General features: G+C 70.3%; 23 protein-coding genes. 13 read left to right on the forward strand and 10 right to left on the reverse strand.

The window, feature by feature from the left end; all coding sequences use genetic code 11:
- Nucleotides 1–205: 205 nt before the first annotated feature.
- The 9 genes from ABZV40_RS16575 to ABZV40_RS16615 all read right to left on the reverse strand — a co-directional run bounded on the left by ABZV40_RS16575 (nt 206) and on the right by ABZV40_RS16615 (nt 9,061).
- Nucleotides 206–817 (reverse strand): DsbA family protein, encoded by a 612-nt coding sequence (locus ABZV40_RS16575; protein WP_355441391.1) that lies wholly within the window; start codon nt 815–817, stop codon nt 206–208.
- Entirely contained in the window at nt 814–2,031 is a 1,218-nt protein-coding gene (locus tag ABZV40_RS16580; protein WP_355441394.1) for a PLP-dependent aminotransferase family protein, read from the reverse strand. The genes ABZV40_RS16575 and ABZV40_RS16580 overlap by 4 nt, the downstream gene beginning before the upstream one ends.
- A 124-nt stretch (nt 2,032–2,155) precedes the next feature.
- Entirely contained in the window at nt 2,156–3,214 is a 1,059-nt protein-coding gene (locus tag ABZV40_RS16585; protein ID WP_355441397.1) for a histidinol-phosphate transaminase, read from the reverse strand.
- Nucleotides 3,211–4,476 carry an MFS transporter gene (locus ABZV40_RS16590; RefSeq protein WP_355441399.1) on the reverse strand — a complete coding sequence of 422 codons (1,266 nt, stop codon included), beginning with the start codon at nt 4,474–4,476 and terminating at the stop codon, nt 3,211–3,213. Before ABZV40_RS16590 ends, ABZV40_RS16585 begins: the two co-directional genes overlap by 4 nt.
- Nucleotides 4,473–5,708 carry an ATP-grasp domain-containing protein gene (locus ABZV40_RS16595; protein WP_355441402.1) on the reverse strand — a complete coding sequence of 412 codons (1,236 nt, stop codon included), beginning with the start codon at nt 5,706–5,708 and terminating at the stop codon, nt 4,473–4,475. The genes ABZV40_RS16590 and ABZV40_RS16595 overlap by 4 nt, the downstream gene beginning before the upstream one ends.
- Nucleotides 5,705–7,024 carry an ATP-grasp domain-containing protein gene (locus ABZV40_RS16600; protein WP_355441405.1) on the reverse strand — a complete coding sequence of 440 codons (1,320 nt, stop codon included), beginning with the start codon at nt 7,022–7,024 and terminating at the stop codon, nt 5,705–5,707. The genes ABZV40_RS16595 and ABZV40_RS16600 overlap by 4 nt, the downstream gene beginning before the upstream one ends.
- Nucleotides 7,025–7,276: 252 nt before the next feature.
- Nucleotides 7,277–7,471, reverse strand: coding sequence for a hypothetical protein (locus ABZV40_RS16605; RefSeq protein WP_355441408.1), 195 nt, complete (start codon nt 7,469–7,471; stop codon nt 7,277–7,279).
- On the reverse strand, nt 7,468–8,121 hold the full coding sequence (locus tag ABZV40_RS16610) for a hypothetical protein (RefSeq protein WP_355441410.1): 654 nt from the start codon (nt 8,119–8,121) through the stop codon (nt 7,468–7,470). The genes ABZV40_RS16605 and ABZV40_RS16610 overlap by 4 nt, the downstream gene beginning before the upstream one ends.
- A gap of 55 nt (nt 8,122–8,176) precedes the next feature.
- Nucleotides 8,177–9,061 (reverse strand): hypothetical protein, encoded by an 885-nt coding sequence (locus ABZV40_RS16615; RefSeq protein ID WP_355441412.1) that lies wholly within the window; start codon nt 9,059–9,061, stop codon nt 8,177–8,179.
- Nucleotides 9,062–9,249: 188 nt separating this feature from the next.
- Here ABZV40_RS16615 and ABZV40_RS16620 point away from each other — a divergent pair, with 188 nt between their 5' ends.
- Complete coding sequence (locus ABZV40_RS16620; RefSeq protein ID WP_355441415.1) at nt 9,250–9,456, forward strand: hypothetical protein; 207 nt, start codon at nt 9,250–9,252, stop codon at nt 9,454–9,456.
- Nucleotides 9,457–9,506: 50 nt separating this feature from the next.
- Here ABZV40_RS16620 and ABZV40_RS16625 read toward each other — a convergent pair whose 3' ends face one another.
- Complete coding sequence (locus ABZV40_RS16625; protein WP_355441418.1) at nt 9,507–12,590, reverse strand: BTAD domain-containing putative transcriptional regulator; 3,084 nt, start codon at nt 12,588–12,590, stop codon at nt 9,507–9,509.
- A 171-nt stretch (nt 12,591–12,761) separates the two neighbouring features.
- Between ABZV40_RS16625 and ABZV40_RS16630 the strand changes: the two genes are divergently transcribed.
- From ABZV40_RS16630 to ABZV40_RS16685, 12 genes are all read left to right on the forward strand, one after another.
- Entirely contained in the window at nt 12,762–13,976 is a 1,215-nt protein-coding gene (locus ABZV40_RS16630) for an MFS transporter (RefSeq protein WP_355441547.1), read from the forward strand.
- A gap of 120 nt (nt 13,977–14,096) precedes the next feature.
- The gene (gene epsC, locus ABZV40_RS16635) at nt 14,097–14,702 is read left to right on the forward strand and encodes a serine O-acetyltransferase EpsC (protein WP_355441420.1); all 606 of its coding nucleotides are present in this window, start codon (nt 14,097–14,099) and stop codon (nt 14,700–14,702) included.
- Nucleotides 14,699–15,655 (forward strand): cysteine synthase family protein, encoded by a 957-nt coding sequence (locus ABZV40_RS16640; RefSeq protein ID WP_355441423.1) that lies wholly within the window; start codon nt 14,699–14,701, stop codon nt 15,653–15,655. The genes epsC and ABZV40_RS16640 overlap by 4 nt, the downstream gene beginning before the upstream one ends.
- A complete protein-coding gene (locus tag ABZV40_RS16645; protein WP_355441426.1) occupies nt 15,652–16,935 on the forward strand; it encodes an ATP-grasp domain-containing protein in 1,284 nt (427 codons plus the stop codon). Before ABZV40_RS16640 ends, ABZV40_RS16645 begins: the two co-directional genes overlap by 4 nt.
- Nucleotides 16,932–18,176 (forward strand): hypothetical protein, encoded by a 1,245-nt coding sequence (locus tag ABZV40_RS16650; RefSeq protein ID WP_355441428.1) that lies wholly within the window; start codon nt 16,932–16,934, stop codon nt 18,174–18,176. The genes ABZV40_RS16645 and ABZV40_RS16650 overlap by 4 nt, the downstream gene beginning before the upstream one ends.
- The gene (locus ABZV40_RS16655; protein WP_355441431.1) at nt 18,173–18,310 is read left to right on the forward strand and encodes a hypothetical protein; all 138 of its coding nucleotides are present in this window, start codon (nt 18,173–18,175) and stop codon (nt 18,308–18,310) included. The genes ABZV40_RS16650 and ABZV40_RS16655 overlap by 4 nt, the downstream gene beginning before the upstream one ends.
- Entirely contained in the window at nt 18,307–19,527 is a 1,221-nt protein-coding gene (locus ABZV40_RS16660; RefSeq protein WP_355441434.1) for an MFS transporter, read from the forward strand. The genes ABZV40_RS16655 and ABZV40_RS16660 overlap by 4 nt, the downstream gene beginning before the upstream one ends.
- Before the next feature lie 145 nt (nt 19,528–19,672).
- On the forward strand, nt 19,673–23,503 hold the full coding sequence (locus ABZV40_RS16665) for an amino acid adenylation domain-containing protein (protein WP_355441437.1): 3,831 nt from the start codon (nt 19,673–19,675) through the stop codon (nt 23,501–23,503).
- Entirely contained in the window at nt 23,491–23,712 is a 222-nt protein-coding gene (locus tag ABZV40_RS16670; protein ID WP_355441440.1) for a tautomerase family protein, read from the forward strand. The genes ABZV40_RS16665 and ABZV40_RS16670 overlap by 13 nt, the downstream gene beginning before the upstream one ends.
- Nucleotides 23,713–23,930: 218 nt before the next feature.
- A complete protein-coding gene (locus ABZV40_RS16675) occupies nt 23,931–24,203 on the forward strand; it encodes a hypothetical protein (protein ID WP_355441443.1) in 273 nt (90 codons plus the stop codon).
- A gap of 499 nt (nt 24,204–24,702) precedes the next feature.
- On the forward strand, nt 24,703–25,482 hold the full coding sequence (locus ABZV40_RS16680) for a spherulation-specific family 4 protein (protein ID WP_355441445.1): 780 nt from the start codon (nt 24,703–24,705) through the stop codon (nt 25,480–25,482).
- A 117-nt stretch (nt 25,483–25,599) separates the two neighbouring features.
- The gene (locus ABZV40_RS16685) at nt 25,600–26,040 is read left to right on the forward strand and encodes a hypothetical protein (protein WP_355441447.1); all 441 of its coding nucleotides are present in this window, start codon (nt 25,600–25,602) and stop codon (nt 26,038–26,040) included.
- Nucleotides 26,041–26,131: the final 91 nt, after the last annotated feature.

Below are 26,131 nucleotides of genomic sequence, written 5' to 3' on the forward strand. Positions count from 1 at the left end.
GTCGGGTTCGCCGCACTCGCCGGGCGTACCGGATCTGCCGCACTGCCGTGCACCGTGCGGTCAGGCCTCGCCAGGCGCGTGGTGACGTGGATGAAGGCGCCCTTCATCCACCCCAAGTGGAGGAAGGAGCCCTTCATCGACGGTGGTTGCCCCGTACGCGGCGAGGCCCCTGGTTCGTGCGTCCAGGGGCCTCGCCGGTGTGGTGTCAGCTGAAGTCGAACTCGCCCGTGCGGGTGCGCTTCAGCTCGAAGAACCGGGGGTAGGCGGCCAGCTCGACCGCCGCGTCGAACAGGCGGGCCGCCTGCTCGCCGCGCGGGATCGACATGAAGACCGGGCCGAAGAAGGCCACGCCGTCGATGTGGATCGTCGGCGTGCCCACCTCCTCACCGACCGGGTCCATGCCGCGGTGGTGCGAGGCCCGCAGCTTCTCGTCGTACGCGTCCGAGGTCGCGGCCTCGGCGAGGGACGGGTCCAGGTCGAGCGCGGCCAGGGCCTCGGCGATGACGACCGGGTAGTCCTTGTTGCCGCCGTTGTGGATCCGCGTGCCGAGCTCGGTGTACAGCGAGCGCAGCACCTCGTCGCCGTACTTCTCGGCCGCGGCGATCGCGACCCGCACCGGACCCCAAGCCCGGTTGCAGAAGTCGCGGTACCAGGGCTCGATCTCCTTGTGCTCGTTGAGCACCGAGAGACTCATCACCTGGAAGGACAGGTCGATGTCGCGGTGTTGCTCCACTTCGAGGATCCAGCGGGACGTGATCCAGGCGAACGGGCAGGCCGGGTCGAAGTAGAAGTCGACGCGCGGTTTCTGGGCCGTCATGAGGGTGTTCTCCGGTTCGGTTGTGGTTCGGCGGCTTCCTTCACGACGCGGGCGAGCCTGCGCACGCCGATCGTGATGGCAGCCGGTTCTGGATATGAATACGACACCCGGAGGTGGTCGTCACCGGAACCATCGGCGAAGAAACCCGTTCCGGGGACGTACGCCACACCTTCCTGGATCGCCCGCGGCAGCATCGCCTTGGCCCTCACACCGTCCGGCAGCGCGAGCCAGAGGAAGAACCCTCCCTGCGGCACCTGCCACCGGGTACCACGCGGCATCAGCGCCGACAGCGCCGCGACCATGGTCTGCCGGCGCTCCCAGTAGAGCTCGCGCAGCCCTTTGACGTGATCGATCCACGGCTCGTTGGCCAGGTACCGCGCGACAGCCACCTGGGCGAGCCCCGAGTGGCAGAGCATCGCGGCCTCCGCGGCCAGCACCAGCTTGACGGTGATCTCCCCGGGCGCGAGCGCCCAGCCGACCCGCAGGCCCGGCGCCAGGATCTTCGAGAACGACCCGAGGTACACCACGCCGGGATGAGCGGCGCGCAACGCGGGCAGCGGCTCACCCTCCAGGCGCAGCAGCCCGTACGGGTTGTCCTCCACCACCTGCAGCCCGATCCTGTCGCAGGTCGCGAGCACCTCGGCCCGCCGTGCCGCGCTGAGCGTGACGCCGGACGGGTTCCCGAAGTTCGGCACCGTGTAGAGGAACGCCACCCGCCGGCCGGACCTGCGCGCCCGGTCCACCGCTTCGGCGATGGCCGGGCCGCTCAGCCCCGCGCCGTCGTCGGGGACATGGCGGACGTGGACGCCGTGCGCGGAGAACGTGGCCAGCGCGCCGACGTAGGCAGGCGACTCCGCGAGCACGACGTCGCCCGGATCGGCCAGCACCGCGGTGACCAGGTCGAGCGCCTGCTGCGCGCCGGTGGTGACGACGACGTCGTCCGCGTTCGCGGAGATGCCTTCCTCCGCCATCACCTCGCAGATCATCTCGCGCAGGCCGGGAGCGCCCTGGCCGGTGGCGTACTGCAGCGCGCCGGGCTCCGCGGCGACCTCGCCGAGGATGCGCGCCAGCACCTGGCTGGGCAGCGCCTCCGCGGCGGGCATGCCACCGGCCAGTGACACCACGCCGGGGCGTGCCGCGACGGCGAACAGCGCCCTGATCTCCGAGGCTCGCAGCCCTCGGCTGCGGTTGCTGAGTCTTTCTGAGGGATCCATCGCGGACTCCTCCTCTCTGAGTCTCCAACCACGGCACCTGGTGCCGGCGGCAGCTTTCGCGATGAACGGCGCATTTGTGCACCTGAGGTGAACAAATGCGCCGTTCATCGACAACACGGCGGGGTCAGTGGCAGCGGGAGTGGTGCTCCGCCGCCGCGAGGAAGGCGTCGTTGGCCCTGGCATCGCCGATGGAGACCCGGACGCCTTCGCCGGGGAAGGCCCGCACGGCCACCCCGGCCGCCGCACAGGTGGCGGCGAACGCGACCGACTCCTCACCGAGGGGGAGCCAGACGAAATTGGCCTCGGACTCGGGCACGGTCCGGCACTGGTCGAGCAGCGCGGCCCGGACTCGGGCCAGCTCCTTCACCGTGGCCTCGACGCGGGCGGTGAGCTCGTCACCCGCCCGCAGCGACGCCACCGCGGCGGCCTGCGCGATCCGGTTCACGCCGAACGACAGGCTCGCCGTGCGCGCCGCACCGGCGAGCCGCTCGTCCGCGATCACGTACCCGACGCGCAGGCCGGCCAGCCCGTGCGCCTTGGAGAACGTGCGCACCACGGCGAGCGACGGCCGTCCCGCGAGCAGGTCGAGCCCGTCCGGCGACTCCGGGTCGCGGACGTACTCGAAGTACGCCTCGTCCAGCAGCACCAGCACGTCCGGCGGCAGCGAGTCCACGAAGGACTCCAGCTCGGCGCGGCGCACGACGGTCCCGGTGGGGTTGTTGGGATTGCACACGATCACGGCGCGGGTCTTCGAGGTCACCGCTGCCGCCATCGCGGGCAGATCGTGCCGTTCGTCGCGCAACGGCACCGGCACCGGCGTCATGCCCGCGAGCTTGGTCATCGTCGGATAGGCCTCGAACGACCGCCACGGGAACACGACCTCGCCGCCGGGCTCCTCCACTGCGGACAGCAGGTTCGCGATCACTCCGCACGACCCGCAGCCGACCGCGACCTGACCCGTGCCGACACCGAGCGACGAGGCGAGCTCGCCGACCAGCTCGGCCGAGGTGTAGTCCGGGTAGCGGTGCGCGTCCGCGGCCGCGCGGGCCATCGCCTCCGCGACCGACGGCAACGGGCCGTCCGGGGACTCGTTGGCGCCCAGCAGGAACGTCTCCCCCGAGGGCGAGACGACCGGCGGGCCGGGCTTGAACGTCGGCAGCGACGCGACCACCGGGCGGATCACGACGCCACCCCCACCGGCTGCTGCTCGGCCACCGGGCGACCGGCCAGCACGAACCGGTACTGCCGCACGATCACCGCGCCGAGCACCACGTACAGCGCGGCCATGCCCCAGGCGGGCAGAACCGCCCCGAGCGTGACGCAGCCGGCGGCGAGTCCTTGCGCCACCCGGATGTTCAGGTTGTACACCGCCATGTAGCGGGTGCGGCTGTGGTCGGGCACCAGGTTCGCGAGCAGCGCCTGCTTGACCGGCACGCTCATCAGCTCGCCGACCGTGAACACTCCGCCCGCGGCCATCAGCACCCAGCCGGACGAGCTCACCGCGAGCACCGCGTACCCACCCGCGAACAACGCCGTGCCGAGGTACAGGCCGGTCTTGTCCGACACCCCGCGGAACAGCACGGTGGAGAACAACGCCAGCACCACGACCAGGATCGTGTTCTCCGCCCGCAGCAGGCCGATCATCCCGACCCCGTCCACCGCGGGCGTCCACGACAGCAGCCGCTGCGACGGGAAGTTCGTGGCCAGGCGGACCGCGATGTGGTTCACCAGCTGGAACTCGATCGCGAGCGTGAGCGTCCCGGCGACCATCAGCCGCAGGAAGATCCGGTCGCGCAGCACCAGCCGGTATCCCCCACCGAACTCCCGCAGCACCGCCAGAACACCCCGTGGGCGCTCGCGCACCACGTCACTGTCCGGTTTGGACTCGGTGATGAGGAAGCACGTCGTGGCGAGCACCGCCAGCGTCGCACCGGTGGCCACCGCGAGCACCACCGCGAACCGCGAGTAGAGCGCCGCACCGACGAGCGCGCCGATGGCGAGCGCCAGGTTGGTCGCCCAGAAGTTGATCGTGTACACGCCCTTGCGGGTCTCCGGCGTGGTGAGGTCCACGATCATCGCGTCGTTGGCCGGCAGTGCGACGCTGGCGGCGAACTTGTTGGCGACGTACGCCAGGTACACCAGCAGTGCGCTCGACAGCACCGGTGAGTCGGCCAGCGCCATCACACCGAACGTGACGGCCGCGCCGGCCTCCGCCGCGAGCAGCGTGCGCCGCCTGCCGTGCAGGTCCGCGACGTGCCCGCCGAACAGCATGCCGACGACGCCGAGCGCCACCACGACGATCAGCAGCACGCCCGCGGCCGCCACACCCCACGCCAGCGCGAGGTGGACCGCCATGAACGAGGTGATCATCGAGTCCACGAGCCGGTTCACGAACCCGACGCCCACGCGGATGCGCAGGCTCGGGTGCAACGTCCTGATGTTCACGACGACACCTCCGAGAGACTGTCCACGGACACCTGGAGGAGCAGTTCCACGCTCGTCACGCGCCACGCCGCCTCCTCGTGCGAAGCAGCCGACACGACCACAAAACCGTGCCGCGAACGCCAGTCCACGGTGAACGGCACCCGCGCACCGGGCGCGAACGGGAAGGACAGCTCGTCGACGAAGGGCAGCGCCCGGATCTCGTCGAGCCCGCTGACCGACCGCAGCACGCCCGGTGGCAGCGCGAAGTAGTGGATCCACGCCACGTCCGGCCGCGAGCGCGGCGCCGGGTCACGTCCCGCCAGCGAGGCGAACACCGCGCCCTCCAGGTCGATCCCGGTGGCGAGCTCCACCAGGCGCGGGATCCGGTCACCGCCCAGGCGGGCCTGCGACTCGATGATCCGCGGCCCGGCCGGGGTGACGCGCAGCTCGGTGTGCGCCGGACCCGTGCGGTACCCGGCGGCGTCGAGCATCGCCACGACCACCGCACCGATCGCGTCCTTGTCGACCGAGTCCGGTGCCGGGTGGGCGTGCCCCGCCTCGACGAACAGCGGTGGCGCGCCGAGCCTCTTGTGCGTCACGCCGATCACGTGGTGCCTGCCGTGCACGCTGATCGTCTCCACGCTGTACTCCTGGCCGGTGAGGTACTCCTCGACCAGCACGGGCCCGGTGTAGCCGGTCTCGTCCAGCCCCGCGCCCCAAGACTCGAACTCGGCCAGGTCGCGCACCAGCACGACCCCGCGGCTACCGGACAGCTGGGTGGGCTTCACCACGACCGGCAGCTCGAAGCCGTCGAGCAGCGCGGCGGCCGACCGCCAGTCGGGCGCGTCCGCGTGCTTGACGGGGGAGAGGTCGTGCTCTTCCAGCAGCCGGCGCAGCGCGACCTTGTCGTTGAGGCGGTGCACGGACTCCGCCGAGTTCGCCGCGAGACCGAGGTCCTCGGCGACCCGGGCGGCCAGGCCCATGCTCTCCTCCTGGCCCACGTGGCAGATCAGGTCCGCGCCGAACTCCCGTGCCGCCTCGCGCAGCACCCGCTCGTATCCCGCCGGGTCGGCGAAGTCGGCCTCCCAGAACGCGTCGGCCTGCGCCCGCACGTCGTCGAGGTAGCGCTCGGCGAGGCCACCGAAGATCTCGACCGCCACCTTCGGGTCCCAGACGGCACCGACGCGGAAGCCCTCGGCCTTGGCCTTCGCCAGATAGGCGCGGTAGGGCATGACCATCAGCAGGTTGCTCATCGCGATGCCTCCTCGGCCGGCGCGGGTGTGGTGCGGATGTCGATGGCGCGCCGGACGCGTTCGGTGATCTCGTCGAGCTCGGCCGCGGTGGGCGCGTCGACGAGGAACGTGACGGAGCGGTCCTCGGAACAGGTGATCGGGCCCAGCACGGCGCCGCGCTCGGCGTGCACGTGCACCGCCCGCAGTGCCGCGGGAGCGTCCGCGGGCAGCGGTTCCGGCTGCTCCCAGACGCCGGCCTCGCCGACCCACTCGACCCGCACGCCGGGCCAGTCCACGACGACGTCGTCGAGCACGCCCTCGGGGTGCTCGAGGTAGACCTGCCGGGTCCGGCGGCGCGGCGCCGGGTAGTCGGCGTGCTCGCCGAGCGCGATGCGCAGCACCTCGGTCTCCAGCGGGCGGCCGGTGGCGAGCTCGTAGAGCGAGCACAGGCCGTCGCCGGGCGGGCGAGCCGCGATCTCCATCAGGACCGGGCGCCCGTTCGCGGTGACCCGCCACTCGGCGTGCGTGATCCCGTCCTGCACGTCCAGCCGGTCGAGCACCCGCTGGTTCGCGTCCAGCAGGAGCTCCGTGACGGCCGCGTGGTCGCTCGGCACGGTGTGCGCGAGCTCCACGAAGTGCCTGCCGTCGTGGTCGTTGGTGTCCTTGCGGGTCACCGAGGCGAAGATGGCCTTGCCGTGCTGCACCAGGCTTTCCACCGAGTACTCCGGGCCCGTCACCTTCTCCTCGACGAGCACCGTCTCCTGCTCGCCGTACGCGGCCAGCTGGGCCCGCAGCGCCTCGGCGTCCGTCACCGTGACGACACCGGAGCTGGAGTGCCGGCCGGACGGCTTGACCACCGCGGGGAACGGCACGCCGGACAGGTCGTCACCGGCGAACGCGACCCGCGGGCTGAACTCGGGCAGGTACCAGCGCTGCAGGTACTTGCTGCGGCACACGCGGCTGGCGCGCAGGCCCGGCCCCGGCACGCCGAGCGCGTCGGCGATCAGCCCGGTCGGCTCCACCATGGTCTCGCCGACCGCGTAGGCGCCGACGACGTCGTACCGCCGCCGCCAGGCGAGCGCCGCGGCGACCGGACCGGCGATGAGCGAACCCTCGTGGCGCACGCCGCCGTCCACGAACGCGATGTCCTCGACGCCCGCGAGCGGGTGGCCCGCGTCCCCGGCCACCCGCTCCGCCTCGGCGCGCCAGTTCGCCGAGGTGATCAGCAGTACCCGCAGCCCGCGCTCGCGGAGCTCCGCGAGATAGCGCGGCGCGCGGCACACGGCCAGCAGTGAACCGGCCAGGATGAAGGCTCTCGGCAACGAGGGATCGGACATGGCGGCGCTCCAAAAGTAATGAATCGAATGCTGTCATCTCCACGACGCGAGAACGCGTGGGAGGAAGGGAGTCAGGGTCACTTCTGGTGTCTGTCCGCCGTGCGGGCAAAGCGGTGCCCCGAGAACAGCGTGACATCTCGAGACAGGGCGGTCAACCCTTTGTTCGTGGAAATCCCTGTGGAGTTTTTCTGCCTGTTTCCGGGCACGCGAACAGGGGTCCTCCCATTAGGAAGGACCCTGTTCGGGGCGTGTTCAGCTGGCAATTTTCGCCGCGTTCTCGCGCATGATTTCACGCAACTCGTCCAGGCTGTACTCGGCTTTGTTGCGGGTGCCGTAGCGGGTGAGCTTTCCCCGGCTGGCCCATTTGCGGATGGTGGCGGCCGGGACTCCTGCGGCGAGCGCCGCGAGCTCGGTCGGCACGGTGCGCCCGCGCGTTCGCTGTTTCATGACGCCGTTCCCTGCGCGGAGTGCTGCCCGACGTCCTCAGACTCCTCGAGCAGCAGCCACTGGCTGGCGGAGAGGTGGTGGCCGGCACCGCAGGAGGCGGCGTGCGCGCCCGCGTCGGCGCCGGAGCCGATGGCCGCGTAGACGGTCATGCCGCAGCCGGCCTCGCCGCAGGGGCCGAGGTCGAGGCGCTCGCTCATGGTGGGGTCCAGCACCGCCCGCGCCGCGTCGGCCAGGTCGGTGATCTCCTCGGCGAAGTCCTGTGCCGCCTCGTTGCCCAGGATCCAGTCGAGGTTGCGGTACAGGAACGTCGTCAGCACGTGCACGCGGCGCGAGGGCGGCTTCATGGTGCCGGTTTCCTCGATGACCATCGACGACCACGAGGCCAGCACGCCGAGGATGCTCGTGCGCACCGAGACCGCGGTCAGGTTGAGACTCATCCCGCCTGGCACGCGACTGTTCTTGATCTGCACGATCTCAGGCCGACGGCCCGGTGTGAGCGACTGAGCGCACTGCTCGTGCAGTCCGGGCAGTGCCCGCAGCTCGTCGCGCAGGGCCTGGCGGCACTGGTCGCAGCTGCGCAGGCCGGAAAGCGCAGACGAGGTGCAGGAAGGGACGATGCGCAACTCGCAGTGGGACTGGGACACGGACATGGTCGGCTCCTTGGGTATCGGCTGCTCGCCGCGAACGGACATTTCTCGGGTGGGATCAGTTGCCATCGAAAGTTCCAAGTCCGGCCGCGGCGGCGGCTTGGTGGATGCGGCCCGCGAGGACGGGGTCGAGCTCCGTCCCGCCGCCGATCAGCTCGACGAGCAGGACGTGGTCGTGGTCGGTACGGCCGGGGTGCTCGCCAGCCAGCACCCGGCCGAGGTCGGCGACGACGGACGGGGACCTGTGTCCACGGCCGCCCCTGCGCCTGCCCCGGTGGGTTCTGACGAACGTCCGGTCGCTGTCGGCGAGCCCTTCCGGGTCGTCGACGAAGACCGCGTGCACGCCGTCGAGCAGGGCGGCCGGCAGGTCGACACCAGTGGCGTTGACGACAACCGCCCCCTTCGCCAGCCGCGGCGTGCCGAGCCGGGTGGCCCCGGCGAGCACGACGAGGTTGGCGCCGAACATCGCGTCGGCGGGGGTCTCCACGAGGGAGAACCCGATGCCGTCGCGGTCGAGCCGGTCGAGCACCGCCCGGTCGGGCGGCTGGTTCCCCGGCGTAGCCACAGCGATGTGGCTGACGTTGGGGACGTGCGTGCGCAGAACCGCGAGCTGCAGCTCCAGCGCGAGCCCCGAGCCGATGACCGAGGCGGTCACGACTCCGGGAACCAGCAGGTGGCGGGTGGCCAGCGCGGTGAGCACGGCGAGCCGGTACTCACGCAGGCCGGCCGCGGACATCACACATCGCGGCCCGTCCTGTGGCGTCTCGTAGATCGCGGTCTCGCCGTCGTCGAGGACGGCGGCGCCCGCGGTCGCGAGGCTGGTGTAGTCCTCGTGACCCGCGGACCGCGCGATCAACGCTGTCGCTGTCGCCTCCACCGCGTCGACGTCCTCGACCACGCGCCGAAGGTCGTCGTTGCTGAGGCGGAGCGTCAGGGCGTTCATCGCCGGTCCCTCCCGTGTTCGTTGAATTCGACGCGACGAACGTTGCCGGGCGGGGCTGTCGATCTACTTTCGAGGTCCTATCGGCCGGTTTAAGGCACCTCGATGGCGGACGGAACGAGGACCGAAGGAGCCGGTGGCTGAACTGGTGTCAGCCAGGGGGAACGCCCCCGAAAACACCGGAGGTAGAAATGTTCGCCAGCCGCAAGTCCGCCGCCTCGACGCTGATTTCCGTCATCATCGCGACGATCGCGATCCTCGGAATTGCGAGTGGCACTGCCTCCGCCGACACGCACTGGAAGACCGCTGACGTCACCGCTCAGGGCTCGACCGACTGCCCGGCGGACACCCACTGGAACGCCACTCTCCAGGTGTGCGTCGAAGACACCCACTGGTGATCGGGAAAGAAATGCGGAAAATGCGGACCCGCGCCCGCCGCTCCCTCCGGCTAAACAGCGGAGGAGAGCGCGGCGCGGGTCATTTCCACTTCCGCCAGCAGCTGGGCGGATTCCTTGGAACCGATCGGCGTGAGCAGGTCGGCGGCTCGCTGCACGGCCTCCAGCGCGTCCTGGCCGGCCTCGGAGGCCTCGGACAGCGCGAGGAGCGTCTTCGCCTGCCAGAGCGCCGAACCGAGCTCCTCGAACAGCTGCCGCGCGCGTTCGAGATGCGTGGTGCCCGCCGCGCCGCCGCCGCGGGCCAGTGCGATCTGCCCCAGCGAGTAGAGCGTCTTGGCCTCGATCAGCCGCTCGCCCATCTTGCGGGACAGGTCGAGCGCGTGCACCAGGGTCGTCTCGGCGTTGTCGAGGCGTCCTTCTTTGTGCCGCACCACGCCCAGGCTGTAGAGCGCGTAGGTCTCGCCGATGCGGTCGCCGGTGTCGCGCACGATCTGCAGGACGCGGTGCAACGACTTGCGCGCCTGGTCGATCTGGCCGGTCGCCACGTGCAGCTCGGCCACGCGGTGCTCCACCTGGGCCTCGGCGCGCAGGCAGTTGACCTCGCGGGTGATGCGCACCGCGTCGTCGAGCAGCTCCCGCGCGGTGGTCGTGTCGCCTTCCTCCAGGTGGTGCTTGGCGAGGCTGCGCAGGATGTGCGCCTCACCGATGCGGTCGCCGGCGCTGCGCATGGTCAGGAGCGCCTCGGCGTACCTGCCGAGCATCGACGTGCCGTTGCCGCGAAGTCCGTCGACGTGCGCGTAGTTGCGCAGCACCAACGCCTGGCCGTGCTCGTGGCCCTCCGCGCGGAAGCCCTCCAACGCCTCGTCGAAGCACTGCGCGGCCTCGTGCAGCCGGGTCTGGAACATGTGCAGCGTGCCGAGCGAGTACCGCATCGCCGCGATGCCGATGCTGTTGCCCGCGCGCCTCGCGACGGCCTCGGCGGTCTTCGCGCACTCCATCCAGTCGTCGAAGTAGCCCTTGGACTCGAACAACGTCACCGACGTGAGCGCGAGGTCCCAGCACAGCTCGTCCATGCCCGCCTGCGCGGACTGGCGGACGGCGGCGACGAGCGACCGCCGCTCGCTGTCCAGCCAGTCGATCGGGTTCGCGTCCAGGCCCACGTTCGCCCAGGTCGCGCCCGCCCAGCGAGGAGCGTCGCCGTGCATGATCGTGTAGTCGCCGCCGTACTCGCGCCGGTGCGCCTCCTCCGCGAGGGCGAGCCAGGCACCGAGCAGCCGGGTGAGGGCTTCGGTGCGTTCATCCTGCGTGGTGGATTCGGTGAGCTTCTCCCTGGCGTAGACCTGGATCAGGTCGTGGAACCGGTAGCGCGGCGCCGTCGCGTCGGCGTACTCGACGGTGTCGACGAGCTGGGCGTCCACCAGGCTTTCGAGGATGTCCTCGGCGTCGTAGATGTCGAGGTCCAGCAACGCGGCGGCCGTCCACGCCGGGAACTCGGGCGCGCGGATGAGGGAGAACAGCTGGAACAGTCGCTGGGCGTCGGGAGCCAACCCCTTGTAGGTGAGGCCGATGTTGGACCGCAGCTCCAGCCCGTGGTGCTCGAACTCGTCGAGCCGGCGGGCCTCGTCGCGCAGCCTGCGGACCAGCCCGTCGATGCGCAGGTGCGGCCGCGACGCGAGCCGGGCGCCCGCGATGCGCAGCGCCAGGGGCAGGCCGCCGCAGAACGTGATCAGCTCGACCGCCGCCTCGGGTTCGGCGTTCACCCGCTCCTGGCCGATGATCCGCGCGAGCAGGTCCGCGGACTGGTCCACGTCGAACACGTCCACGTCGAACCACTGGGCGCCCGGCAGCCCGGACAGCCGCACCCGGCTCGTGGTGATCACCGCGCAGGACGCGCTGCCCGGCAGCAGCGGCAGCACCTGGGCCTCGCTGGTGACGTCGTCCAGCACGAGCAGCAACCGCTTGCCGGAGACCTTGCTGCGGTAGAGCTCCACCCGTTCGTCGATGTCGGCGGGCACCGCGGTCCCGGGCACGCCGAGCGACCGCAGGAACCGGGCGAGCAGCTGGCCGGTGCGGTCGTCGCCGCTGTGCACGCGCAGGTCCGCGTAGAGCTGGCCGTCGGGGAACCGGTCGGCGACCTCGTGCGCCACCCGCACCGCGATGCTGGACTTGCCGACGCCGCCCTTGCCGGAGATGGCCATGATCGGCACGGCGTAGCGCGCCTCGTCGGAGTCGGTCGCGAGGCCCGCCCGCAGCATCTCGATCAGGTCGTCGCGACCGGTGAAGTCGGTGATGCTCGCGGGCAGCTGCCGCGGGATGGTCGCCGGGGCTTCCGGGACTGCGGGCGCGGGCGTTCCCGCCTGGCCGGCCGCTGCCTTCTTCTGCACCGGAGGGGCGTTGAGCGAGGGCGAGCGGTTGAGGATGGCCCGTTCCAGGTCCTGCAGCTCCTGGCCGGGTTCGATGCCGATCTCCTCGATCAGCACGTTTCGGGCAGCGCGCCCGACTTCGAGCGCGTCCGCCTGTCTGCCCGCGCGGTAGAGGGCGAGCATGAGGAAGCCGTGCAGCCGTTCGCGCAACGGGTTGTCGTGCACAAGCGTGCGCAGCTCCCCGCAGATCTCCTCGTGCCTGCCCAGCGCGAGGTCGAGCCGGATGCGTTCCTCCACGGCGGCGAGGCGCTGGTCGTCCAACGGCAGCGCGGCCCGCTGGACCATGTCGCTCGCGACACCGGACAACGCCGAACCCCGCCACAGCGACAGCGCGGTGCGCAGGGTGGAGGCCGCGACCTCGACGGACCCGGCGTCGCTCTCCTCCCTGGCGCGCGCGACGAGCGCGGAGAACTGAAGGCTGTCGAGGCCGTCGTCGGCGACCTCCAGGAGGTAGCCGGGCGGCCTGGTGCGGATCGCGTCGGGGAGGCCGGCGTCGGTGAAGACCTTGCGCAGGGCCGAGATGCAGATCTGGATCTGGCCCTTCGCGGTCGAGGGAGGGGCGCTGTTCCACACCGCGTCGATGAGCTGGTCGACCGGTACCACGCGGTTGGCGTTGAGGCCCAGCATCGTCAGCACCACCCGCTGCCGTGGTCCTCCCAGGTCGAGCGAACGCTGGTCGATCACCAACTCCACGGGTCCCAGAAGTCTCAGCATGACCGGTCCGCCCCTCAACTGCCCAGCCGCCTCTGCAATGCGTTTTCGCCTCTTGGGTCCAAATGGACCAGAGGCTGTGTTCACTCCGTGATCTGGTGATTACAATCCGCTCACGGTGCCATCTTGTTCGTCCGAGAGATGATGTCATGTGACGAGGAAAAAAGGAGCGGCATGCTAAGAAAATTGCTCCCAACTGCCGGGCCATCTCGCAGTTTGGCCGTTGCGCAGCTGACCAATGCGATTGGTGATGGTGCCTATTATGTTTGTTCAGTCCTGTTTTTCACCCGAATAGTCGGCTTGACGGCGACTCAGGTGGGGCTGGGTCTCACCGTGGGTTGGGCGCTGGGGACGTTTGCCGCCGTGCCGCTCGGGCATTTGGCCGATCGACGTGGTCCGCGTGGCGTGGCGGTGGCGCTCGCGGGGGCCACCGCGGTCGCCGTCGCGGCATTCGCGTCGGTCCGTTCCTTCCCCGCGTTCCTCGTTGTGGCGTGCATCTATACGATTTGCCAATGCGGGTTGGTCGCTGCCCGTCAGGCACTTCTCGCGGGAGTGGTCGACGCGGCCGGTCGGACGAAGGCCCGTGCGTACATGCAGTCAACCGCGAACGCCGGTATCGCCATCGGCGCCGTGATCGGTGGCGTCGCGCTGCAGTTCGACACGGAGGCCGCGTACGTGACGGCGTTCGTTCTCGACGCGGCGACATTCCTGGCCGCCGCACTTGTGCTTCGCCGTCTGCCGCACGTTCCGGGTGTCGCCAGGGCGGAGAAAGGCGAGCCGGCGCTCGTGGTGCTGCGGGACCGCCCGTACGCCGTGCTGACGGCGCTCAACGCGGTCCTGATGCTCTACATGCCTTTGTTGAGCGTGGTACTACCGCTGTGGGTCGTGGGACACACCGCAGCGCCGCGCTGGATGGTGTCCGCGCTGATGGTGATCAACACGGTGTCCGTGGTGCTGTTCCAGGTCTCGGTGGCGAACCGGGTCCACGACCTCACCAGCGCGGTCCGGGTCGTGCGCCTGTCGGGGGTGTTCCTGCTCGCCGCGTGCGCGGTGTTCGCGTTCTCGTCGGGGGACCAGGCGGCCTGGGTCGCCGCGGTGGTGCTCGCGGCGGGTGCCGTGCTGCAGGTCGCGGGCGAGATGATGCTGGCGTCGGGTTACTGGGAGATCAGCTTCGGTCTCGCCGTGGAGGGCAAGCAGGGGCAGTACCAGGGGTTCTTCGGCAGCGGCATCTCGGTCGCGAGGATGCTCGGCCCGCTGGTGCTGACCGCGCTGATCATCGACGGCGGGGTCGCGGGCTGGCTGGGACTCGGCGCGCTCTTCCTGGTCGCCGCGCTCGCGGTCGGCCCGGCGGTGAGCTGGGCCCGCCGCAACCGTGCCGTGCCCGTCTGACCAGGCGTTTCAGCTCTATCGATCCACTATCGGCCGGCGCGCTCACAGCAAAAGCCGACCCAAAGGGCCTCCGCCCACCCTGAGGTTGCTGACAACCGACGGATGGGAGGGGGCCCTCAGATGGAGCGGGTCACCACAGCCGCTGCGCGCGCACCGGGCACCGAACCCGGGCTGCTGCGCCTGTGCGGCGAGGACTGGGACACCGTGGTCGAAAGGGATCCATCGATCCGCGGCCACGTGGAGGGACTGCTGCACCCGGCGCTGCCCGCGATGTGGGCACATCGCGTCGCGCACCGGCTGCACAACCGCGGGCTTCGGCTGACCGCCCGCGCACTGATGGTGCTCGTGCGCACCGCGACGGGAGTGGAGATCCACCCCGGCGCGCGGCTCGGCCGCCGGGTGTTCATCGACCACGGCGCGGCCGTCGTCATCGGGGAGACGGCCGTCGTCGGCGACGACGTGACGATCTACCACCAGGTGACGCTCGGCGCGGTCGGCTGGTGGCGCGACAACCTGCGCCCGTCCGGTGAGCGCAGGCATCCCGAGATCGGCAGGAACGTCGTCCTCGGCACCGGTGCCACCGTGCTCGGCCCGATCACGGTCGGCGACGACGCCGTCATCGGGGCCTGCGCTCTCGTCGTCAGCGACGTGCCCGGCCGTGCCGCCGCGCTCGCGCCGACCGCGTCCGTGTCCACCAGTCACACCCTCCGGAGGACGGCGTCATGACCGCAACCCTGGGCACCCGCCGGGTGGCCGAGTCCATCGACGACCTGGTCGGCAACACGCCGCTGCTGCGGCTGCCTGCCGCGCACGCGACGGTGCTCGCCAAGCTGGAGTCGGCCAACCCCGGTTCCAGCGTCAAGGACCGCGCGGCGCTGTGGATGTTGCGCGGTGCCGAACGCGACGGCCTGCTCACCCCCGGCTCCGGCACCGTCATCGAGGCGACCTCCGGCAACACCGGGATCGCGCTGGCCGCCCTGAGCGCCGCCCGCGGCTACCGGTGCGTCATCGTGCTGCCCGACAACGCCACCCGCGAGCGCATCGGACTGCTGGAAGCACTGGGCGCGCGGGTCGAGCTGACCCCGGCCGAGCTCCGCTACCAGGGCTGCATCGACCGGGCGAAGGAGCTGCACGAGGCGACGCCGGGCTCGTGGTTCCCGCAGCAGCACGCCAACCCCGACAACCCGGCCGCGCACTTCGAGTCCACCGGGCCGGAGATCTGGGCCGACACGGCGGGCACCGTCGACGTCCTCGTCGCCGGCATCGGCACGGGCGGCACGCTCTGCGGCACCGCTGCCTACCTCAAGTCGCAGAACCCGCTGGTGCAGGCCGTCGGCGTGGAGCCGGAGGGTTCCCCGTTGCTGTCCAGGGGCTACGCGGGCAGCCACGCCATCCCCGGTCTCAACGGCGGGTTCGTCGCCGAGACCACCGACGTCGCGCTGATCGACGACGTGCTGGCGGTCGGCAACTCCGACGCGGCGAACACCGCGCTGTGGCTCGCCCGCCAAGCCGGTGTGCTCGCCGGGATCTCGTCCGGTGCCGCCGTCTTCGGGGCCCTGCGCGTGGCCGAAAGGCCGGAGAACGCCGGCAAGACGATCGTCACCATCCTGCCCGACACCGGTGAGCGCTACCTGAGCGTGCTGACGGCGGGCGACACCACGAGGGGAGCGGACCGATGAGCACTCTCGTGCTGGTCGGAGGGACCGACGAGACAGTCGTGAAGGCGAAGCAGCTCGGCATCACCGTGCTGCTCCTGCAGCACCCGACCAAGATCTCGGCGATCCAGGAGGCGGCCGCCGACGCCGTCCGGATCGTCGACTTCACCAGCTGGTCCGCGGTCGAGCCGGTGGCCGAGGAGCTGTGGGACCTCTACCGCTTCGACGTCGCGCTGTCGCTCACCGAACCCGGGCTCGACAGCGCGGGCCGCATCAACGACAGGTTCGGCCTGGGCGGGACCGGTCTCGCGGTCACCCGGCTGTTCCGCGACAAGCTCGCCATGCGCGCGCACCTGGCCGCGCACGACCCGGCCGCCGTGCCCGCCGCGTCGTTGTCCGAACGCGGCGACCTCGACGCCTACGCGGCGCGCCACGGTTTCCCGTTCATCGTGAAGCCCACGGACGCGACCGCGGGCATCGGCGTGCTGAAGGTCGAGGGGCCGGACGACCTCGACCGCGCGTGGGAGCACGTGTCGCGGCTGCGCGGGACCCGCACCGACCGCGTCTCCACGTTGTTCCTGCTGGGCGACTTCCTGATGGAGCGCTACCTCGACGGCGCGGAGTACAGCGTCGAGACGTTCAGCTTCAACGGGCGGCACGTCGTGGTCGCGGTGACGGAGAAGTGGGTCGACCCGCGGTCGTTCGCCGAGATCGGCCATGTCGTGCCGGCCAGGATGAACGCGGCCGACGAGGAGCTGATCCGGGCCGAGGTGCCGAGGTTCCTGACCGTCATGGGCCTGCGCGACGGCGTGGCGCACACCGAGGTCCGCGTCGGCTCGCACGGGGTGTCGGTGATCGAGAGCCACAACCGGGTCGCCGGTGACGCCATCACGGACCTGGTCGAGGGCGCCTACGGGATCGACCTGATCACCTACTCGGTCGGCTGGCCGTTCGGGCTCGTGCCCGAGCTCGCGGACCGTCCGGTGGCGCACGCGGGCGCGAGCACCCGGTTCGTCGTCGGCACGCCCGGTCGCGTCGTGTCGGTCTCGGGTGTCGAGGCCGCCACCGCCGCGCCCGTGGCGCTGGTGGTGCGGGTGAGCGCCAAGCCCGGTGACGAGGTTCGTTCGCTGCGCGACAACTGGGACCGGCTGGGGCTGGTCGCGGTCACCGGTCTCGACGCGGACGACGCCATCGCCAACGGCGCCCGGCTGATCGAGTCGGTGATCGACATCCAGGTCGAGACCGAGGACGGCACCGTCGTGCGCGCGGGTGCCGCCGAGGTCGCGCGGGCGGTGCCGGCATGAGCGTGCTGATCATCCACCGCAACCCGTTCGAACCGTTCCCCTACCGCGACTGGCTGGCCGGGTACGACGCCGACGTCGTCGTCCTGGCCGCTCGTGACCGGATCATCGGTGCGGGCGAGCCGGTTCCCGGCGATCACCTCGGGCTGACGCACCTCGAGGTCGTGCCCGACTTCCACGACGAGGAGCTGGTGTTCGAACGGGCGCTGGCGCTGGCCGGCAAGTTCGACGTCACCCACGTCGTCGCGCACCACGAGGCCGACCTGCTCGTGGCGGCGCGGGTGCGCGAGGAACTGGGCCTCGAGGGCCCGTGGACCGCGGACACCGTGCCGTACCGGGACAAGTCGGTGATGAAGCGCCTGCTCGTCGCCGCCGGGATCGAGGTGGCGCGCCACGCGGTCGTCTCGACCGCCGCGCAGGTGTGGGCGTTCGCCGAGGAGCACGGTTTTCCGGTGGTGGTCAAGGACATCGCCGGGTTCAACGCGATCGGCCTGCGGATCCTGCCCGGCCGGGAGCCGCTCGAGCTCGACGGGCCGGCGCTCGTGGAGGCGTTCGTGCCGGGGAAGATGTGTCACGTCGACGGCCTGGTCGTCGGTGGGCGCGTCGTGCTGGCGTGGGCGTCGCAGTACCAGTACTCGCTCTCGTCGTTCGGCTCCGATCCGGGTGCGCGCGTCGACCTGACGCTCGACGTGACCGACCCGTTGTCGGTGCGGCTGCTGGAGCTGGCCGAGCGGGCCGTGACCGCGTTGCGCACGTCGGACCGGCACCTCGACCACGCCTTCCACGCCGAGGTGTTCCACACGCCCGACGACCGGCTGGTGGTGTGCGAGATCGCCGCCAGGACCGGCGGGGCCAAGATCCGCGAGGTCGGTGCCGCGATCTTCGGCATCAACCACGGCGAGTACCTGACGCGTGCGCAGCTGGGCTTGCCCATGCCGTTGCTCGCCTCGACCCTCGCGGGCGGGCCACCGCCCACGCCCGCCCGGATGTCCGGGCAGGTGCTCATGATGAAACGGCCGGGTCTCGTGGAGGCGCTGCCGTCGACGCTCGTCGAGCCCTGGGTGGCGCGGTTCTGGCGCTACGCCGCGGTCGGCGACGTCATCCCACCGGCGGCGGGGTCAGCGGACTTCCTGCTCGCCGCCGTGGCCACCGGCGCCGACCGCGCGGAGGCGGAGTCACGTCTGCGCGCCCTCGGGGTGAGGTTCGAAACCCAGACCCGCATATCCCAGGAGGGATCGTCATGAAGAAGCAGACCCTGCCCGAGATGGACGTCCTCAACCCCGTCGACCTGGTGCTCGTCGCGGCCAACCCGAGCGGTGCCCGCGTGGGACGTTCCGCCGTGTCGATTCCCGAGCAGCGGCGGAAGGACAGGCGATGAACGGCTGGCGGACCCGGTACCTCACCGGGATGGTCGTCGACGCGACCGGCGCGGGCATGTACCTGCCGTTGTCGCTGCTGTACTTCCACCACGTCACCGGGCTGCCGATCGAACGGGTCGGCGTGCTGATGACCGCGGGCGCGCTGTTCGCGCTGGTGGGCAACCCGATCGCGGGTGCGCTGGTCGACAGGTTCGGTGCCAAGGCGGTGGTCGTCGGCGGCTATCTGTTGCGGGCCTTCGGGTTCGGGCTCTACCCGTTCGTGGACTCGGCGCTCGGGATGTTCTTCGCCGTCGCGCTGGTGGCGGTGGGTGACGGCTCGTTCTCCCCGTCGATCCAGGCGCTGGTGGCCGACATCGCACGCGGCGCGGAACGGGACAAGCTGCTGGCCGCGCAACGGAGTCTGCGCAACGCGGGGCTCGGCGCGGGTGGCCTGGTCGCGGCCGGCGCGCTGACGCTCGGCAGTGACGCGGCGTACCAGGTGATCGTGCTCGGCACGGGGCTGGCGTTCGTGCTGGCCGCGGTGATCGTCGGATCCATCCGGTACCGGCCGCGGGAGCCCCTGCTGAAGGTCCCGGTGCGCGGCGGTTACCGGGCGGTGCTGGCGAACCGGCCGTTCCTCGCGCTGGCCGCCCTGAACGTGCCGATCGCCTTCGGGTACATGGTGCTGGCGGTGGCGCTGCCGGTGTACATCACCACGCAGCTCGGCGCGCCGACCGGGCTGGTGGGCACGTTGTACGCGGTGAACACCATCGGGATCGCGTTGCTGCAGATCCCGGTCACCCGGTTCCTGGTGCGGTTCCCGCGCACGAGGACCACGGCTGCGGGGGCGGCGGTGATCGGCTTGTCGTTCGTCGTGTTCGCGGCGCTCGGCGTGGTGTCGTCGTCGGCCGCGGTGCTGCTGGCGGGCGCGTTCGCGGCCACGGCGATGTTCACGCTGGGCGAGCTGATGCACGGGGCCACGGCCTCCGCGCTGGTGTCCTCCGCGGCGCCGGCCGAGACGCGCGGACGGCATCTGTCGGTGTACCAGTTCTCCTGGGCGATCCCGACGGCCACGGCACCGGCCGTGCTGACGTGGCTGATGACGTTCTCGGCGACGGGCATGTGGCTCGTGCTGGCGACGGGAGTGACCGCGTCCGCACTGGCCCTGGTGCGCCTGGAACCGAAGCTGCCGCAGGAGGCGGTGCGCATCGCCGCGCCGGTGCTGCAACCGGCTTGACCGTCCTTTGTGGAATTGAACGCCCGGTGGGTTCTCCCGCCGGGCGTTCTCGCGTTGCGACGTCCATACCGGACCGATAGCGCATCAACAGCGTCCTTTCTGAACCTGGCAGGGAGAAGGTGCCGCTGCAACAAAGGGGGTCGACGTGAAACGCGCCTTGCTGGACGCCGATGCACACACACGGGAGTTCAACCGGACCCTGCGGGAGCTGCCGGACCGCACGCTGGTGGACCTGCTGGACGACCAGGTGCGCCTGCGCGGTCGTGACATCGCGGTGGTGCACGGCGACGAGCGGCTGACGTTCACGGAGCTCTCGGTGCGGGCTCACGCGGTGGGGGCGCACCTGAGGATGCTCGGTGTGCGCAAGGACGACTGCGTCGGACTGTTCGTGCACCCGTCGTCCGACCTGATCGTGGGCGCCTGGGCGGTGCTGCACGCGGGCGGCGCCTACCTGCCGCTGGCGCCGGAATACCCGGAGGACCGGCTGCGGTACATGGTCGAGGACTTCGGCGGCGAGCTGATCCTCACGCAACGGGAGCTCGCCGGGAAGCTGCGCGGCCTGGTGCCGCCGCAGACCACCGTCGTGGTGATCGACGACATCGACCTGAGCGCGGGCGGCACGCCGTTGCCCGCTCCAGGAGATCTCGCCTACGTGATCTACACCTCCGGCAGCACCGGCAAGCCCAAGGGCGCGATGATCGAGCACCGGGCGATCGTGAACCAGATGTGCTGGCTCGCCGAGACGCACGGCATCGACCACCGCCGGGTCGTGCTGCAGAAGACGCCGATGAGCTTCGACGCGGCACAGTGGGAGATCCTGGCCTCCGCGTGCGGCAGCACCGTCGTCATGGGTGCACGGGGTGTGTACCGCGACCCCGAGGCGCTCGTGGACACCATCAAGGCGCACGGCGTGACGACGTTGCAGTGCGTGCCGACGCTGTTGCAGGCCATTGTGGACACCGAACGGATCACCGAGTGCGTTTCGCTCCAGCAGGTCTTCTGCGGTGGCGAGGCGCTGTCCCGTTCACTCGCCCAGCGGTTCTTCGCCGAGCTGCCCGACCGCGAGCTGGTGAACCTCTACGGGCCCACCGAGTGCACGATCAACTCGTCCTCGTACCGGGTGGACCCCGCCCTGCTCGCGGACGGACCGCCGACCGTGCCGATCGGAAAACCGGTCTGCAACACGCAGTACTACATCCTGGACGGGGACCGCCGGCCGGTCGCGATCGGTGAGGTCGGCGAGTTGTACATCGGCGGGCTGCAGCTCGCGCGCGGTTACATCGGCAAGCCGGACCTGACCGCGGACCGGTTCCCGGACAACCCGTTCCACGCGGACTTCGGCTCGCCCCGCCTCTACCGCACCGGTGACCTTGCGTACTGGAACCCCGACGGCACAGCGGTGTTCGTCGGCCGCACGGACAACCAGGTGAAGCTGCGCGGGTTCCGGGTCGAGCTCGACGAGGTGCGGCTGGCGCTGGAGACGCACGAGTGGATCAAGCACGCGGCCGTGGTGGTGCGTGACGACCCGCGCACGGGGTTCCAGAACCTGCTGGCGTTCGTCGAGCTGAACCCCAAGGAAGCCGCCCTGATGGACCAGGGCAACCACGGGGCGCACCACCAGTCCAAGGAGGGGCGGGTGCAGCTGCGCGCGCAGCTGTCCAACCTGGGGTGTCGCGAGAAGGACGAGCTGAACGGCAAGCCGGTGCTCGACCTGCCCGGCCGCGAGCCGACGGCGTTCCAGCGCCGCACCGTGTTCGCCCGCAAGACCTACCGGTTCTACGAGGGCGGTGAGGTCACCAAGGACGACATCGCGGGGTTGCTGCGGGCGCGGACGACCGCGACGACGTCACGTGACCCGGCGTCGGTGGACCGCGAGGAGTTCGGCCGCATCATGCGGTACTTCGGGCAGTTCCACAGCGTCAAGCGGCTGCTGCCCAAGTACGGGTACGCCTCGCCGGGTTCGTTGTACGCCACTCAGCTCTACCTGGAGATCGACGGCCTGTTCGGCTTCGACGCGGGTTTCTACTACTACCACCCGGTCGAGCACCGGCTGTACCTCATCCAACCCAAGGAAGCGGGCCCGCAGCCGCGCGCCCGCGTGCACTTCGTCGGCAAGCGGCGGGCCATCGAACCGGTGTACCGCAACAACATCCTGGAGGTGCTGGAGATCGAGGCCGGCCACATGGTCGGCCTGTTCGAGCAGATCCTGCCGGAACACGGCCTGACCGTCCGCGCGGCCGGCCACGATCCCGAGGCGATGGCGCACCTCGAATGCGCTGCCGAGGACCACTACCTGGGGGCCTTCGACTTCGCGCCCGCGCTCCCGCCGCCGGTCGAGGAACCGATGGACGTGTACGTGCAGGCGCACGGCGACCGCGTGCCCGGTCTGCCGGGAGGCCTCTACCGGTTCACCGGCGGTGGTTTCGAGCCGGTCGCGGACGGTGTGGTGGAACGCAAGCACGTCATCGCCATCAACCAGCAGGCCTACGAACGCGCCAGCTTCGGCATCGCGCTCGTCAGTCGCACCGGCCAGGACTGGCTGTCGTACCTGGACCTCGGCCGGGTGCTGCACCGGTACCAAGCTGTGCGCGGCCTGGGCCTCATGTCGTCGGGCTACAGCTCGAAGAGCGGCCACGACCTCCCGTCACACCGGCGGCTGGCGGCGTTGCTGAACGAGCCGGACCTGGGCCCGTCGTACTTCTTCATCGGCGGCCGGGTCAGCGCGGAGCAGATCCGCCACCGCGGCATGAAGGAGGACGCGGTGCACATGAAGGGCCCGACCGAGTTGATCCGCGACGACCTGCGCTCGTTCCTGCCGGACTACATGATGCCGAACAAGGTCGTCGTGCTGGACCGCTTGCCCCACACCGCGAACGGCAAGATCGACACGCGCTCGCTGGCCGAGTCGGACCTGGCCGCGGCCGACTTCTCCGACCAGCCGATCGTCGAACCCCGCAACGACACGGAACGCCGCATCGGTGAGATCTGGGCCAAGCTGATGAAGGTCGAAGTCGTCTCCGTGCAGGCCGACTTCTTCGCCTCGGGCGGCAACTCGTTGCTGGCCGTGGGGCTGGTGAACCGCATCAACAGGGACTTCGGTCTTTCCCTGCCACTGCAGGTGCTCTTCGACGCGCCCACGATCGAAGCTCTGGCCAAGGTGGTGGAGGGCGACACGGCGGACGCGGCCTCCCGGCTCATCCGCCTCTCCGCCGCGGGCACCCTGGAACCCGTCTACTGCTGGCCGGGCCTGGGCGGCTACCCGATGAACCTGCGCCGGCTCGCCGCGCGCGCAGGCCGCCCGTTCTACGGCGTGCAGGCCCACGGCGTGAACGCGGGTGAAACCGCGTACCCGTCGATCGCCGAGATGGCTGCCCGCGACCTGGAACTGATCCGCCGCAAGCAACCGCGCGGCCCGTACACGTTGTGGGGCTACTCCTTCGGTTCACGCGTCGCCTTCGAAGCAACCCACCAGCTGGAGCGCGACGGCGAACGCGTGGAGAACCTCTTCCTGATCGCGCCGGGCAACCCTCGCGCGGGCGGCACCGACCGCACCCCGAGCTGGCGCAGCCGCGGCTACGTCACGATCCTGTTCTCGGTCTTCGCGGGCGCGGTCTCCGGCGACCTGCTGGAGGAATGCCTGCGCGCGACGCGCGACGAGGCCACGTTCACCGCGTTCGTGAGCACCCGTCTGGACCTCGACCCGGAACTGGTCCGCCGCATCGCCCGCGTGGTGCACCAGACCTACCGCTTCGACCACACCGACCGCGACCTGGCGCTGCGCTCCATCGCGGCCCCCGTGACCGTGTTCCGCGCCGTCGGCGACCAGCCGTCGTTCATCGAACGCCCCGCAGTGCGCGCCTCGGTGTCCTATGTGGACGTACCGGCGGACCACTACGGAATGCTCCGCCTCCCGCTGGTGGAGAAGCTCATCGATCACATCCGTTCCGCCCAAGGAGGACCGCCATGCCGCACGTGACCGTCAAGCACTTCCCCGCCACGCTCACCCCGGAGCGCGCCGCGGCGTTGTCGAACGCGCTGACCTCTGCCATCACCGACGCGTTCGGCTGCCCGGACGCGGTCGTCTCGATCGCGCTGCAACCGGTGCCGGCCGAGGCGTGGGACGAACAGGTGTACCAGCCGGAGATCGCGAGCAACGACTCGTTGCTGAAGCAGCCGCGGTACTGAGGCTCGCGATGATGCCGGTGAACACCGACGTCGAGCACGTCAGTTCACCGGCACACGTCCCAGGACATGACGCAGCGCCGACTACACGTTCTGACCTGTGTGCCAGGCTGCTGCGGGTTCGTATTCGTCGATCAGGCCGCCGAGGACCGGTCGACGGCGTACCGATGTGGAACGCGGCTTTGCGATCGGGTGGCCTGGTCGTGGTGGGGTGAGTTGCCGTGCTCGGTGGGGTCGGCGTTGGCCAGTACGGCGTCGAACGAGGCGGTGAGCTGTCCGGCCCTGTCACGGACGAGGAAACGGAACTCGTCGGCTCAGGTGTCGAGGTCCATGAGCAGGTTGTGGGCTTGTTGGGTGCTCCAGGGGCCGTCGGGACGGGTAGTGGTGCCGAGGACAGGGACGTAGCGGTGACGACCTCTATCACGTACACCCGTTTCAGGGTGATGGCGCAGTCGACGTGGAAGAAGTCACAGGTCAGCGTGCTGTTGGCTTGAGCGCGGAGGAACTGCCGCCAGGAGGTACCGGTGTTCCGGTCCGGTTCGGGCAGGTCCACTTCCTGTCCACCACCAGTGCCGCGAGTACCGCGCGATCGGCCCAGTCCGGCCGAGGGTGGCAAGTGCTCCGGCGCAAGACGGCGATCTCGTGCCGCAGTACCAGTGACTCGACGTCCTTGGCCGCGGAGGAACGACCGAGCAGGACCAGCCAGTCAGCGAGTCGGACGAAGATCAGATACAGCGGTCGTAACGCCATGCTGCACCGGCATGCCTCACCGCTCGGCATGCGCAATCGTCGCAGGTCAACGGGTTCGGCACAGAGTTATGGCGCCCCCACCCGCATTCCAGGTTGCGTGGCGCTTTCGCGCCGGGACGCCGTGCCGCGACCCGCCCGGCGAATTCGGGCCCTGGCAGACGTGGAGATTCCACCCATAGACTGGCCTCGGCAACGCTGGATGATCGTAAGCCGTTGCTCCACAGGAAAAGGGCGACGCGGGTGATGAGATATCCGTTGTGGGTGCGGGTCGTCGGCTTGTGGATCGCTGTATCTCTGGCGATCGTCACGGACACCGCCGAAGCGTCGGCGTGCCCGGCGCAGCGTCTCGCGGTTCCCGCCTACTGGGGAACGGACGCCGCCGGAACGGCGCTGTGGTCGCGGCTGGCGAACGCGAGGCCGACGGTGGGAACGGCGATAGTGGGAATAACGGCATCCGGCCCTGGCCCGGTCCCGCTGCCGGAGGTCAGCCGGGTCGTCCGCCGCGCCAGGTCAGCAGGAGTGACCCTGCTGTCCTATGTGGACACAGGATATACCGGTCGCGATCCGGCCGAGGTCAAGGCCGACATATCGAACGCGTTCAGGTGGTACGGAACCGACGGGATCTTCCTCGACCAGGTGTCGAACACCTGCGACAAACTCGGCTACTACCAGGCGCTGCACGACTACGTGAAGCACCTGAACCCCAACGCGCTCGTGGTGCTCAACCCGGGAACCAACACGGACGAGTGCTACGTGCGAGCCGCCGACACCCTGCTCACCTTCGAGGGCAGGTACCAGGACTACGTGCGATGGTCGCCCACGGGTTGGGAATACGGCTACCCGGCGAACCGGTTCTGGCACCTGGTGTTCGACGCGTCCGACGCGAAGCAGATGCGGGACGCGGTCACCAAGTCCAGGCGGCGGCACGCCGGCCAGGTTTACGTGACCGATCACGGCATGCCCAACCCGTGGGAAGCCCTGCCCACCTACTGGTGCGCGGAACGGGTGGCGGTGGGTCGATGACCGGCCCGGCAGCGGGACCGGGCGGGGCCCGGATGCCACCGCCCCTCCCACCCTTGGGGTGCCAGAACTCTGCAGCCGGCGGCTGAGCCGCGGCGATCGTTCCATCGTTCCGACGGCGTGATCGTGGATGTGGCGCTGCGCTTGCTGTACTTCATCTTCGTCCGGCTGGTGAGCTGGCTGGTTCTGCCCGGTCGGTCGTCGGCGGCGGAGGACGTGGAGTTGCGTCGAGGCCATCGTCCTCCGCGGCTGGACTGGGCTGATCGTGCGGGGCTAGCTGCATTGGTACTGCGGCTGCCTGTCTGGTCGCGGGAGCAGCGGTTGATGTCTCCCGGCACGGTGCTGCGGTGGCATCGGCGCATGGCGCAGGAGAACACCGGATGGGGTTACCGCCGTATCCAAGGTGAGCTGCTCGAGCTCGGCCACCGGGTAGCCGCGTCGACCGTCCGCCGTGTCTGGACGATCGGGTCGACGACTTCCGCTTCGTGGTTCGTGACAGAGCCGGTCAATTCGCGGCGTCATTCGATGCCGTACTCGTCGGCGCCGGGATCAACGTCGTGAAGACCTTTGCGTGGATGAAGGGCGCCTTCATAGAACCCCAGGGGAGTGATGGGGCCCTCCAGCACGGGGGACCAACACCGCGTTTAAGGCG

It is taken from the genome of Lentzea sp. NPDC004782, from assembly GCF_040609115.1.
GTDB lineage: Bacteria > Actinomycetota > Actinomycetes > Mycobacteriales > Pseudonocardiaceae > Lentzea.